The organism is Streptomyces sp. NPDC091292 (assembly GCF_044757265.1).
Taxonomy (GTDB): domain Bacteria; phylum Actinomycetota; class Actinomycetes; order Streptomycetales; family Streptomycetaceae; genus Streptomyces.
In genome coordinates, this window is the sequence record NZ_JBIVUQ010000016.1 from 36,241 (window position 1) to 49,827 (window position 13,587).

The 13,587-nt window shown below is 66.3% G+C and carries 7 protein-coding genes; 3 read left to right on the plus strand and 4 right to left on the minus strand.

What is annotated here, in order from left to right:
* Positions 1 to 535 precede the first annotated feature (535 nt).
* Positions 536 to 895 (minus strand): hypothetical protein, encoded by a 360-nt coding sequence (locus ACIQNU_RS32395; protein ID WP_401373202.1) that lies wholly within the window; start codon positions 893 to 895, stop codon positions 536 to 538.
* Positions 896 to 1,542: 647 nt separating this feature from the next.
* On the opposite strand from ACIQNU_RS32395, the gene ACIQNU_RS32400 reads away from it, so the two are divergent.
* Both ACIQNU_RS32400 and ACIQNU_RS32405 read left to right on the plus strand, forming a co-directional pair.
* Complete coding sequence (locus ACIQNU_RS32400) at positions 1,543 to 10,065, plus strand: DNRLRE domain-containing protein (protein ID WP_401373204.1); 8,523 nt, start codon at positions 1,543 to 1,545, stop codon at positions 10,063 to 10,065.
* Positions 10,062 to 10,589 (plus strand): hypothetical protein, encoded by a 528-nt coding sequence (locus ACIQNU_RS32405; RefSeq protein WP_401373206.1) that lies wholly within the window; start codon positions 10,062 to 10,064, stop codon positions 10,587 to 10,589. The genes ACIQNU_RS32400 and ACIQNU_RS32405 overlap by 4 nt, the downstream gene beginning before the upstream one ends.
* A gap of 278 nt (positions 10,590 to 10,867) precedes the next feature.
* Here ACIQNU_RS32405 and ACIQNU_RS32410 read toward each other — a convergent pair whose 3' ends face one another.
* Positions 10,868 to 11,014, minus strand: coding sequence for a hypothetical protein (locus ACIQNU_RS32410; RefSeq protein ID WP_401373208.1), 147 nt, complete (start codon positions 11,012 to 11,014; stop codon positions 10,868 to 10,870).
* A gap of 289 nt (positions 11,015 to 11,303) precedes the next feature.
* Between ACIQNU_RS32410 and ACIQNU_RS32415 the strand changes: the two genes are divergently transcribed.
* Positions 11,304 to 11,867 (plus strand): SMI1/KNR4 family protein, encoded by a 564-nt coding sequence (locus ACIQNU_RS32415; protein ID WP_401373210.1) that lies wholly within the window; start codon positions 11,304 to 11,306, stop codon positions 11,865 to 11,867.
* A 79-nt stretch (positions 11,868 to 11,946) separates the two neighbouring features.
* Here the strand turns inward: ACIQNU_RS32415 and ACIQNU_RS32420 are convergent, their stop codons facing one another.
* A complete protein-coding gene (locus ACIQNU_RS32420; RefSeq protein WP_401373212.1) occupies positions 11,947 to 12,834 on the minus strand; it encodes an LLM class F420-dependent oxidoreductase in 888 nt (295 codons plus the stop codon).
* A gap of 126 nt (positions 12,835 to 12,960) precedes the next feature.
* Complete coding sequence (locus tag ACIQNU_RS32425) at positions 12,961 to 13,560, minus strand: hypothetical protein (RefSeq protein WP_401373214.1); 600 nt, start codon at positions 13,558 to 13,560, stop codon at positions 12,961 to 12,963.
* Positions 13,561 to 13,587 lie beyond the last annotated feature (27 nt).

Below are 13,587 nucleotides of genomic sequence, written 5' to 3' on the forward strand. Positions count from 1 at the left end.
ACCGGGCGGTGCAGGATGATCTCGGGGCCCGGAGCGAGGTGGACTGGGCCTCGGCGATCATCGACGCCGTCTCCGTTCACGCCACAGAGAGGCATCGCTGACCGGGCCGAACCCGGTCGATCGCGGCCAGAAGGGCAGCACACTGCACGTGCTGTCCGATGCCCAGGGCATTCCGCTCGCTCGCCGCCGTGTCCGGCGCGGACATACATGACAGCCTGAGCGCGGGCTCGTCGCGCGCATCGCGCCCCGGCACCGAGTCCGGCGAACGCCTCCGTCGGCACCCCTGGAAGATCGAACGGTCGACGTCCTGGGCCCGCCATCGCACGCGGACGATGACACCAACACCCCCGCAGATGACGTCGCCGTCCAGGACACACCCCCGACCCCGAAGCACCTCCGCCACAATCCCGGGCGGTTCGACGACCCACCTCGCGCCGGACTCCGCCTCGCGCCGCACCGTGTTCCGCAGGAACTCCTCTGACACCGTGGTCACCAGGCACCTACGCACCGACCAACGCAGCCACTCCCGCCCCCGTCAGCCCTCGGTCACGTCCGGTGACGGCAGGGCGCCGGAGCAGGCGGCGCGGCCGAACTCGCCGCTGGCGGTGGCGCTCTGGACGTGCCGGCCGTCGATGGCGAGGGTGCAGCGGGCCTCGCCGCCCTGGTCGTCGAGGACGATGTCGACGATCGGTTCCCGGCCGAGCGGGACGTCCACGGTCTTGCGCCACGGCAGGGTGGCCCGTGTGACGACGGTGGCGTTACCGGAGTCGCTACGCGCCTGGTAGCTGATGTCGGCCGTGCCCGTACCGGTGATCTCGTACGTCACCGAGGCGGTGGGCGTGCGGCGGTCCGGCTTGGTGTCGTCCTCGCCGCCGGTGAGAACCCCGTACAGCACGAACCCTGTGCAGGCCGCCAGTACCACGCCGCACGCGATCAGGCCGGCGCGGTCGGGTCGCGGTAGGCGTGACGGCCGGCGGTCCGTCGACCCGATGGGCTTTTCCAGATCGGTTCGGTCGCCTGTTTCTTCGGAATCCCGCCAGGACACTACGGGTTCCCCAGATTCTCCGCCCATGAATTATCCCCTCGACCCCTCGGCAGTATCGGTACTCGGTTTCAGCGTGCACGGATTGGAACTCGGCGGTTATACACGATGCCGCGACCCGTACGCCAGCGAGCGGATAAATCGGACACTCGATGCCCCGTTCGACCTCAAATGCCTTACATATCCAGTCGCTTGACTTCAGGTCAGCTCAGTGCGTAGAAACTCGGCGCCGCTGCTTGTGATCTTTGTCCGTGCAGGCGGGACGGGGTGACGGCGGCGGAATCTGATTCCGGACGCATGAGGAAAGGTTTCACGTGAAGCCCAGATGGGGCAGGCTTATCGCGTGCCTGGTGGTATCAGCGGTGGTGAGTACCGCGCTGCCACAGGTCGCATTTGCGGCACCCGCTTCCGGCGATGGAGGCGAAGGAATCGTCGACACCGTCGCAGGCTGGTTCTCGGATGACAGCACGGGAAAGGAAAAGCCACCTTCCCACGACGAGTTGGGTATTGCCGAGCGGCAGAAGTTGCCCCGGGGCAAGAATGCGCCGAAGGCGGAGCGGGTCAGGGAGCTGACAGGGAAGCGGACGCCGAACGCGCGCTTCTGGCAGTTGTCGGACGGCCGTGTCCAGGCGGAGGTGTCCGCGACTCCGACCTCGTACCGCGATGGTGCGTCGAAGGTGTGGAAGGCCATCGACACCGCCGTGCGAAGGACGTCGGCGAAGGGCTTCGATCTCGCCAACACCACCAATTCCGGGCGAAGTTACTTCGGTTCCGATCCGGAGCGAATGGTCTCGTTCGCGGCGCCGGGCGGCGGGCAGTCGGTCACGTTCGGCCTGGAGGGTGCCGGCAAGGGGCTGCTGAAGCCCGAGGCCAAGGGCGACACGGTCACCTACCGGGACGCGATCGCGGGCGCGGATCTGTCCTACGAGGTGGGTCCGGGCCGGGTGAAGGAGAACATCGTCCTGGCTGAGCGGCCGGACGGGCCGGTGTCGTTCACGTTCCGGCTGGATGTGAAGGGGCTGGTGCCGAAGGCGGGCAAGGACGGTTCGATCGCCTTCTACGGTGAGGCGGCGGACCCGGTGGTGGTGATCCCGCCTGCGTTCATGACGGACACGAAGAAGTCGGCGTCCTCGCCGTACGGGCTGGCGTACAGCTCAAAGGTGGCCCAGAGGCTGTCGCGGGACGGCGAGGGCTGGCGGCTGACCGTCACACCGGACGCGAAGTGGCTGGCCTCGAAGCAGCGGCAGTACCCGGTCACCATCGACCCGACGCTGATCCTGGCGCCGACGCCGTCGCAGTCGCAGGACACGATGGTGCTCGCCTCGTCCCCGGCATCGACGTTCGACGGGAGCTGGCGGCTGTCGGCGGGCCTGGACTCCACCGGCAGCGCGGCCCGCGCGCTGGTCAGGTTCGGGCTGTCCAACGTGCCCGCCGGAACGCAGCTGGACGACGCGCGGCTGCAGCTGTACTACGACCAGACCCACACCGGGGTGGCCAACGGCGCCCCGGTGACGCTGGGCGCCTACCGGGCCACCGGATCGTGGACCGCCGCCGGGGCGACCTGGAACAACACCAGCAGCCTGGTCGGCGAGCTGTCCGGCTCGACCACGGTGGTCGACAACGGCGAGGCCGGGAAGACGGCGGCGGTAGGTTCGTGGCCCGCCTCCTCGAACACGGCGTACACGCAGTACGCGGTCAACAAGGACTACGTCTACAACAAGGACACGGTGGCGGGTGACACGTACACCTGGCAGCCGGCGATCCCCGAGGACGGCACCTACCAGGTCGACGCACACTCGATCCCGGCCTCGGACCGCTCCGTGGCCACCCCGTACACGGTGACGTACAACGGGGGCACCAAGGCGTACACGGTGGACCAGCAGTCCGGGACGGGCGGGGTGTGGAAGCCGCTGGGCGCGCTGCCGTTCAAGGCGGGCACCTCGGGCAAGGTCGTTCTCGGTGACGGTCCGGCCTCCGCTTCGACGGCGGTGATCGCGGACGCGGTGCGGTTCTCCAAGCCGGGCACGGTCCAGATGCCGTACTCCACCTACAACAAGTGGCACTCGTTCTCGGTGAAAGACACCGTCCAGTCCTGGCTGGACGGCACGAACACCAACAACGGCTTCATCGTCAAGGCGACCGACGAGAGCGGCACCGCCGCGCGCGGCGGCCCCCGCTACGAGGCATCGGAGTTCGGATACGGCGGGGAGACCGTCAACTATCCGAAGCTGGTGCTGACGTACGGCCGTGCGGGTGTGGAGCTGGATCCTCCGGCGACGATCCACGACACCGGCGCGGAGCTGCACTGGTCCGGGTACACGAACACCTCCGGCAGCACCGGCCAGGACATTGCCGAGTACCAGGTGCACCGCAGTGTGTTCCAGACGTTCACACCGTCGGCGTCCACGCTGGTGGCGCCGGTCGACAAGGCCGCCACGAGCTACACGGACACCTCGGCGGTACCGACCGAGGCGGACAGCGCGGACCCGTTCGGGCGGGCCTACTACTACATGGTCGCGGTCAAGACCCGGGACGGGAAGGTCACATCGGCGCCGACGCAGCTGGTGCGGCTGCCCAAGGCCGGACGCACCGCACAGGTCGTCGACGCCGTCCAGGACACCACCCTGTCATCGCTGGAGCCGGCCACACCGCACGACACCATCACCGACGGCACGCCGCAGAACTGGCTCACGGTCGGCAACAACTCCGCCGCCTACGGCAAGACCCGCGCCCTGCTGAAGTTCCCCAACCTCGGCATACCCGCGACGGCACGGGTCCTGGACGCGCAGGTGCGCCTGTGGGGCAGCCAGAGCACCACCAGCAACAGCGGCGCGGTCTACGAAATGCGGCCACTGACAAAGGACTTCGACGAGGCCACCGCCACCTGGACCAAGGCCAACGCCACCACCAACTGGGCCACGGCGGGCGGTGACTTCGGCGCGACGGTCGCGGACACCGCTCCCGCGATCAGCAACGACCCGGCACGCCACGACTGGAACGTCACCTCCCTCGCGCAGGACTGGGTCAGCACACCAGGCTCTCAGCAGGCCGTGCTGATCAAGACACAGGACGAATCCGCGTCCCAGGAGCGGACGGTGTTCCTGTCGTCCGAGGCAGGCGAGAAGCGGCTGCGCCCGAGGATGATCGTCACCTACATCGACTCCACCACCGAGTCGACGTACTACGCACCGGCCACCCCGGCCCGCATGACACCGAACTCGACGTACACGGTCGATGTCACCCTCACCAACACCACCGGCACCGAGTGGGCGGCGGGTGAGCGTGAGCTGTCGTACACGTGGAAGCTGCCGGACGGCACCGACGTCACGAACGGCGGCAACCAGCTCGCCACCGCGGTACCGAACCTCAAACCCGGTCAGTCCGCCGCTGTGAAGGCGCAGGTCAAGACACCGATCAACTCGGCCTCCGGTAACAAGCGCACGGACTATGTGCTGGGCTGGGACGTCCGGAAGATCTCCGACGGCTCCTGGCTGTCGGCGGGTAGCGGCGGCATCGCGGCGCTGAAGCAGAACGTGGCGGTGGAGGACCCGACGTCCAACACCCTGGGTCTGGAGAAGTTCTACGCCTACACCGGCAAGAACACCGGCGCCGGCTCCACGGTGATGAACAACCTGGCCTCCGGCAACACCGTGTGGTCCTACAACGCGTTCACCAACCCCGGGCGCGGCCTGAACACCTTCGCCCGCTTCGCCTACAACTCCCTCGATACCTCCGACACCGTCCTCGGCGCCGGCTGGTCCGCGCAGGCCGCCGGGCCCATCCGCCTCGGCGCACCCCTGGACTTCCACCCCAACCCGAACCCGACCGAGATACGTCTGCCCGACGGCGACGGCACCACCCATGTGTTCCGCAAGCAGGACGACGGCTCCTGGAACGCCCCGGCGGGTGTCCACTACAAGGTCACGGCGAAGGCGGGCCTGGACTGCACCCCGGCCAAGGACCCGATCCCGGACGCCTGGACGCTGATGCGCCCGGACGGCACCCGCTTCCTCTTCGGCTGCGACGGCTACATGACGTCCGCAGTCGACAAGAACGGCAACACACAGACGTACACGTACGAGGAACGCAAGTCCAACAACAAACCGACCAAGTTCCTCAAGTACATCACCGACCCCGCCGGCCGGCAGTCCCTGACGCTGGACTACTGGGAGAAGGGCCAGTCCGGCTACCAGTACGTCAATGACGCGGGCGTCCTGACCACGGACACCGGCAAGCTGAACAACTCCAAGATCTACGACCACGTGAAGTCCATGACGGACATCTCCGGGGACAAGCCCGGGAGCATCTCCGTCCGCAAAATCTCCTTCCACTACACCGACAAGGGGCTGCTCGGGCAGTTCACCGACGGCGACGGCTCGGCGCAGCCGAAGGTCTTCAAGTTCACCTACGACGCCACCCAGGGCAACAAGAACGTCAAACTGGTCGACGCCACCGACCCACGCGGCAACGGCACCAAGCTCGACTACAACGCGCCGAAGGACGGGGACGACCCGAAGTACCACTGGTGGACCAAGGCCATCACCGACCGCCTGCAGGGAACCACCCGGTTCACGTATGCCGTGAACGCCACCAACCCCAAGTTCACCGACGCCAGGGTCACCGACTCCGAGTCGCACGCATCGGACTACGTGACGGACGACTTCGGCCGACCGGTGCAGACGACGAACGCCAAGTCCCAGACCGCGAAGATGGCTTGGGACGCAGACAACAACGTCACCTACATTGAAGAGGACAACGGCGCCAAGAGCGCGTACTGCTACGACCAGAAGACGGGCTATCCGCTCTGGCAGCGCGACGCCGAGAACAACAAGGCAGGTGTCCCGCCCTCGTCGGACTGCGCCCCGGGCACGTATCCGGCGAACAGCCAGAGGTACGAGTACCAGACCCGCGCCGACGGTTTCGCGGCCGACCTGTTCCGCAAGACATCTCCGGAGGGACGTGCCTGGCAGTTCGGCTACGACACCTTCGGCAACCTGAAGACGGTCACCGACCCCAAGGGCGTCGCCACGCCGACAGCCGGTGACTACACCACGTCGTACGAGTACGACACCTATGGCCAGTTGACCAAGACCACCGATGCCAACGGAAACGTCTCCGCCAACGAGGAGTTCGGGCCGACCGGCTACCCGTCGAAGATGCGCGACGCGCTGGACAACGTGGTGAGCTACGTCTACGACGAGCGCGGCCAGGTCACCCAGGTCACTGACGCACTGGGCAAGGAGGTCACGCAGGCGTACGACACGTTCGGCCGCCCCCTGGTCTCCTCCGTGCCGAAGGATCAGGCCTCGGGTGACCAGATCACCACGCCCGCGCCCGTCTACGACGCGAACGACAACGTCACTGAGTCGACGGCGCCCAACAGTGCGGTCTCCACAGCGGTGTACGACGCGACCGACCAGCTCACCTCGACAACCGCACCGAAGGACAGCGGCACCGGTCCCGAACGCACGACGACGTTCACCTACGACAAGGTCGGCAATCTCAAGACGACGACGGAGCCGAAGGGCGTACTGACCGCGTCGGACGCCACCGACTATGTCACCACCAATAACTACGACGCGGTCTACCAGCTCACATCGGTGGTCAACGCGGCTGGTGACACGATCAGTTACGAGTACGACAACGTCGGCAACGTCGTCACCGTCATCGATCCGAAGAAGAACGCGACCGCGGATACGACCGACTACACGACCAGGACCGCCTATGACCTGAACCACCGGGTCACCGCCATCACGGACGCGGCCGGCAAGTCCACCTCGCGCACCTACGACAAGGACTCCCTGGTCATCCAAGTCAAAGACGCCGAGAACAACATCACTTACACCGACTACGATGAGCGCGGCCTGCGAGAGGAGACCCGGGTCCCGTACTCCGGCACCACCTTCCGCACCACTCGCTACGAGTACGACCAGGCCGGCAACACCACCAAGGTGATCACGCCCCGGGGTGTGGCCACGGCGGCCGACGACGACTTCACCTCGCGCACGGAGTACGACGCGCTGAACCGTCCGGTCAAGCAGTTCCAGCCGTACGACCCGGCGGATGTCCGCTACAACAACCCGAACGTCTACACGCAGACCATCTACGACGAGGTCGGTCGGGTGAAGAAGACCTCGGCGCCCCCGTCGGAGGGCCAGACGGTCCGCAACGACACGGTCTTCGAGTACTACGACAACGGCTGGGTGAAGAACTCCACCGACCCCTGGTCCATCACCACCAGCTACGACTACACGGAACTCGGACTGCAGAAGGCCCGCACGCTCACGTCCGCCGGTGGCTCCTCGGACCGCACCATGACGTGGTCCTACTACCCGGACGGCAAGCTCAAGTCCAAGGCGGACGACGGCGTTCCCGTGGGCAAGTCGGTCGTACTCGTCGACAACTCCGACACCCAACACACCTCACACACCGGTACCTGGGCCACGGGTGACATCTCCGGGCAGCAAGGCTACGACCACCGTACCCACGCGGCCGGTTCGGGCACCGATGCCTTCACCTGGACACTGAACATCCCCAAGGACGGTACCTACACCGCGTATGTGAAGTACCCGAAGGTGACCGGGGCGGCGACCACCGCGAAGTACACGCTGTCCCAGGGCACCACCACGCACCCGTCGGTGACCAAGGACCAGAACGCCGGCACCGGCACCTGGGTCAGCCTCGGTTCCTACGGCTTCAAGCAGGGCAGCGACGCCAAGCTGAAGCTGGACCAGAACAGCAGCGGCGCCGTGGTGGCCGACGGCGTGAAGCTGGTACGCGACACCACGGGCGACACAGACACGGAAAGGAAGTCTTTCGCGTACGCCTACGACCCCAATGGCAATTTGACCTCGATCGACGACACGTCCTCCGGCGCCAGGATCGACGCCTACACGATCGCTTACACCGGCCTCAATCAGGTGGACAAGGTCACCGAGGCGCTCTCGGGCCAAGAGAAGAAGGCCACGGCGTACACCTACACCGCCAACGGCCAGCCAGACACGGTCACACATCCGGACCAGTTCTCCGAGTACGCCTACGACCTGCGCGAACTGGTCAAGACCGTCTCGGTCGGCAAGTCCGCCACAGACGCCAGTCCGAAGGTCACCGAGTACACGTACACCGACCGCGGCCAGACGCTGAAGGAGACCAAGAACAACAAGAACACCGTCGACTACACCTACTACCTGAACGGCACGGTCAAGTCGACGACCGAGAAGAAGCCCAACGGCACCCTCGTCTCAAGCCACACCTACGGCTACGACGCCAACGGCAACAAGGCGCAGGACGTGGCCAGGAAGATGAGCGCGGACAACACCGCCACCTATCTCGATTCGACCACGGACTACACCTACGACCCGGTCAGCCGGCTCACCAAGTCAGTCAAGACAGGTAACGGGGCCGGTACTGAGACATACGTCCACGACGACAACGCCAACGTCATCAGCCAGACCGTCAAGAACGTGACCACCACGTTCACCTACGACCGCAACCGGTTGCTGTCGTCGACGGCGTCGGGCACCACCTTCTCCTACAACTACGACCCCTTCGGGCGGCAGGAGTCCGTGACAGCGGGCGACGAAGTCGTCTCGCGCAACGTGTACGACGGCTTCGATCACGTGGTCGAGTCCCAGGCGAAGGACGACAAAGGCACACTGAAGTCCACCACGTTCACCTTCGATCCGCTCGACCGCACCGCCTCCAAGACAGCGGACGACAAGACGATCGACTTCAGCTACCTCGGGCTGTCCGGCGAGGTTCTCAGTGAAGAAGTCGCCGGCGAGCTGACCAAGTCGTACCAGTACAGCCCGTGGGGCGAGCGGCTGTCACAGGTCAAGCACAACACCGACGGCACTGGCGAGGACGGCTACTACGGCTACAACTCGCACACCGACGTCGAGACCCTGACCGACAAGGACGGCAATACCAAGGCGACCTACGGTTACACCGCCTACGGATCCGACGACGAGTCGGAGTTCACCGGCATCGACAAACCCGACGCTGCCGATCCCGGCAAGGAGGCGTACAACCCCTACCGCTACAACGCCAAGCGCTGGGACGCCCAGTCCAGCACGTACGACATGGGCTTCCGCGACTACGACCCGGGCCTGAACCGCTTCCTGACCCGGGACATGTACAACGGCGCCCTGGCAGACATGGGTCTCGGTACCGACCCGTTCACCGGCAACCGCTACGCCTTCACCGGCGGCAACCCCATCAGTTTCGTCGAGTTCGACGGTCACTTCTTCGGATGCGATGTCTGCGAGCAGGTGCTCGACAAGGCCGTCGACACCGTAAAGGGAGAGGTTGACCAAGCCACGAGCGGCGGCTGGAAGGGCTTCTTCAAGTGGGGCTTCAAGACTGCGGGCAAGCGGAACCTCGCCAGCATCGGCGTCAGCGCCGTGTCCGCCCTGGCCGGCATCGAGAGCCCCACGGACAGGGCCATCGACTGGGCCGCAAACCAGCTCTTCGGCGAGGACAAGCCCCTGATCGAGATCGACCGGGGGGCGGACCGTCCGCCGCTTATGCCTGACACCGGTTCCGGAGGCGCCTGTGACACGACTCCGAGGGAACAGAGGTTCAACTATCAGCCGATGGTCGACGGCACTGCCTCGGGTGCCACGGCGCTGATCTGTCCGTCGGACCTCAAGGCCGGCAACAGCCGGACGCCGCGTCCGCGTGACATGGCGGATCCTCCCGGCTGGCTGAGCGAGCGGGACGGCCGGGCATGGAAGTACCACCGCACACACATCATCGGTGACCGCTTCAGCGGCCAATGGCGCCCTGAGAACGTCTTCACCGGCTTCCGGGAGATGAATGACCCCGGTATGAAGCGCTGTGAGAACAGGATGGCCAGCGCTCTCGCGAACCAATTGCCCGTGCTGTACTCTGCGCAGCTGCAGTACGGGAATGGGAGGGGCAACATCCCGACCAGCATCACCATGACCGCGACAACACCGAATGGCGTACTGTTCCAGGGCATTGTCGTACAGAATCGAGCGGGAACACAGGTGACCTGTTGAGTCTGTCACTTCTGGAGCGAACACTGTCCGGACTCCTTGAGCACCGGGCGCCCGTTCGCCGGCACATTGACTGGGCGCGGATCGAGCGTGGCCTCGGCACCAGACTGCCCAGCGACTTCGTCGAACTCTCCGAGGTCTACGCGCCGTTGATCATCGACGACTTCCTCGCCCTGCACATGCCGGTGCCTGGTGAGGAGGATGAGTTCGTCGAGGGAGCGAAGGGAATCATCGACAACCTCGCGAGTCTCCGAGACTCGGACATGTCCCATGGACACGTCCCGTTTCCGGAAAAGGGCGGACTCATTCCCTGGGGTGATTCCGACGAGGGCGACATGTTCTACTGGCGCACCGTCGGGGACAGCCCTGATGAATGGACCGTCGTGGTGAGCGGATCGTGGGACGACTGGCCGCAGTTTTCGGTGTCCCTGACCGGGTATCTCGCCGGGCTCATCTCCGGCACCGTTCCCGCAGAGGGGCTGCCGCAAGGCTGGCCTGGCCCTGACCCGAAAATCACGACCGATTGATCAGTAGGTCCCGAGTGTTCCGCCGGGCACCCCATGGGTGCCCGGCGGTTCCCCTTTCTCGACCATGCACCTCGTGGCGGCATGTCTCGATGGCATCGGTTGGTCTCGTCGGTCCAGGGCCATCGGGTGGTAAGGCGGAGCCGTCGGCGGCAATGTCACCCTCAGCGGGCACACCTACCCGGTCGTCGGAACCGCGATCAGCACGTCCACCCCGGTGTATCCGTGGAGCAACTGGGCCCAAGGACCCGGTCCGTCCCACCACGGCGGCTGGATCTGGCTCAGCACCGCCGACACCTGCGCGGCGGCCGGCGAGCCGGATCGACCAGGGCGTGGACGGTGCTGGTGCGCGCGGCGCGCACGACGGGGCCGAGCGCACCGGCCACGGCGACCAGGAGGGCGACCTCCGCCGGCACGGCCGCCACCATGCTCCCTGACCCTCTCGTCGAAACGCAGCGCCACAGCGATCCACGATTCCACTCGTGAAACGCACATGGCAACGGAGCCACTGCCTTTCTCGCCGCGGCGCAGCCGAGCAGGAACAGGTACCGGGCCCGCTCCAGGTCGCGATCCGTACGCATCTGTGCCTCCAGGTCGCCGGTGAGCTGACCAAGTCGTTCCAGTACAGCCCCTCGGGCGAGCATCTGTCGCAGAGCAAGCACAACTCCGACGGTTCGACCGAGGACGGCTACTCTCAACCGCTCCACCGCCCGGGACATGTACAACGGCGCGCTCTCCGACATGAGCCTGGGCGCGGTCCCGTACGCCAGTAACCGTTACGCCTTCACGCACGTTCTCGTGTACTGCCATCAACTCCCCCACCGGAATCGGCTCGAAGTGCTAGAACTCGAAGTGCCTAGAAGGGGCATAGTGGTGGCAACGCTCTCAGAGATACGAGCCCTGTTGGGCGAACCCCGGTTCAATTGGTCGGACCCCGCGCCGTGGATCGAACTGGAGCAGGAACTCGGTCTCGAATTCCCTGCGGATTTCCGTGAGATCGTCGACGCCTACGGCTCGATCGAGATCAACGGGCAGTTGTATCTGAAGCACCCTGCCGGCCATCTTCTGCACAGCCTGGGAAAGATGATCAGGGAGGACCTGGAACTCTGGCGCGACGAGGACATGACGGAATTCCTGCCGCACTCCGTGGGTGCGAACCCCGGTGAATTGATGCCTGTGGCGTTCAGCGAGTGGTTGCTGGCGTATCTTCAGGGCAGAGACGTGACGCTGTGTTCTCGCAACACCGCGCCCGACGGACCGTTCTACGCGTTCCTTCCCTGAGTAATGAGCGCGGTGGTACCCGCTGTCCTGGCGGCAGGGGGTACCACCGCGTGCGTCTCGTCCCGGTACGCGGCCGGCTTCACTGGAGGAACGACTGGCCTTCGTGCGGGTCGATCCACGTGCGCGCGAGCTGGGCGACCCAGTCCGCCGCCGCGTCCGGGGCGGAGGGAGGAACGCCGACGACTACGAGTTCGGTGACGCCCGCTGCCGCCAGGGCGGGGAGACTGTCCGGAGTGCCGTCGCTCAGCGCGACGGCGATGGTGAGTTCGCCGAAAGCCCTGCCTTGACGTGAGCACTCGTCCGCGAGGACCGCGACGTGCGACGGGACGTCTGCCGCCGGGATGTTGAAGCCGTACCAGCCGTCGGCAAGGGCGACGCACCGCCGCAGAGCGGCCTCGCTGTTGCCGCCGAACACAACCGGGAGCCGGCCACCACGAAGCGGCTTCGGGTTCACCCGGACCGCGTCGAAACGGGTGAACTCCCCCGCGAAGGAAGCCGGATCCTGGGTCCACAGAGCGCGCATCGCAGCGAGATACTCCTCGGTACGCCGTGCGCGGCCGGCAAAGGGAACACCGAGCGCGGCGAACTCCTCGGCGGACCAGCCGACGCCGACACCGAGAGTGAAGCGTCCCGCGGAAAGCACGTCGAGTGTGGCAGCCTGCTTGGCGACCACGACCGGATTGTGCTCCGGTAACAGGAGAACCCCGGTGGCCAGCTCGATCCGGCTGGTGACCGCCGCCGCGAAGCTCAGGGCGAGCAGGGGGTCCAGCCAGTCCGCATCCGCCGGCACCGGAACCCGACCATCCGCGGAGTACGGGTAGCGGGAGGCCGGCGAGTCCACGAGGACCACATGTTCTCCGCACCACAGCCTGGCGAAGCCGCACGCGTCGGCGGCGCCGGCCACTGCCCGGATCACGTCCGGATGAGCACCGTCACCGATACCGATCGCATGCAGACCCACCCGCATCCGCCACCTCCTGGCGGCACCGTACGCACGACCTGCGGCCGAGCCCGGCACGGTGAGGGCGCGCCACGCACGCGCGCGGCGCAACGTCAACCGGACGGGTGCCCCACCACCCGGACACGCCTCCCCCTAGCTTTCGATGATCTCTGTGATGCCGCGGCCCTCCAGATGTGCGGGATCGTCGCGGTGGGCAGCGAGGACGATGGCGGGGTGTGTGCCTTGGTCGATGAGGGAGAAGAAGCGGTCGGCGAAGGACCAGTCGGGGGCGTGGGTGCCGTCGAGGAGGAGGGCGGTGGTGCGGGGTGCGGGTGTGGGCGGGTGGTCGCGGAGGTGGTCGATGACGCGGGCGAGGTGCTGTCCGGTGGGCTTGGGTTCGTTGGCGGTGGTGAGCAGTCCGAGTTCGTACTCCAGGTCGGCGAATCCGGTGAGGCCACGGTCGATGTCGTGCGAGGCCCACCAGGTGATGCCCCACAGCCGGCCGCAGGTCAGGGCCGCGGCGATGGATGCCTCGGCGAACTCCGGGATGGCCGCCGCGGGTATCCATTGCGGGGCCGCGCCGAATTCCTGGAGCCAGACCTGCCGGTCGGGTTGCGAGTGGTGTGATAGATGGGCGGTGCCACGGCACGGCTGGGATGGACCTCGCGATCGGCGTGGACGGTAACGGTGCTCCTGCCCGGCATGGCTACCCTTCCGTGGACCATTGGGGTGTGGGGTGACGCCATCAAGCATCGGCGGACGACGCCCGCAACCGGACCG

Bases quoted from the DNA above. Each gene is read 5' to 3' on its own strand.
- ACIQNU_RS32410 (WP_401373208.1), bottom strand. From the start codon at position 11,014: ATGGTGGCGGCCGTGCCGGCGGAGGTCGCCCTCCTGGTCGCCGTGGCC.
- ACIQNU_RS32415 (WP_401373210.1), top strand. From the start codon at position 11,304: ATGTACAACGGCGCGCTCTCCGACATGAGCCTGGGCGCGGTCCCGTAC.
- ACIQNU_RS32420 (WP_401373212.1), bottom strand. From the start codon at position 12,834: ATGCGGGTGGGTCTGCATGCGATCGGTATCGGTGACGGTGCTCATCCG.
- ACIQNU_RS32425 (WP_401373214.1), bottom strand. From the start codon at position 13,560: ATGCTTGATGGCGTCACCCCACACCCCAATGGTCCACGGAAGGGTAGC.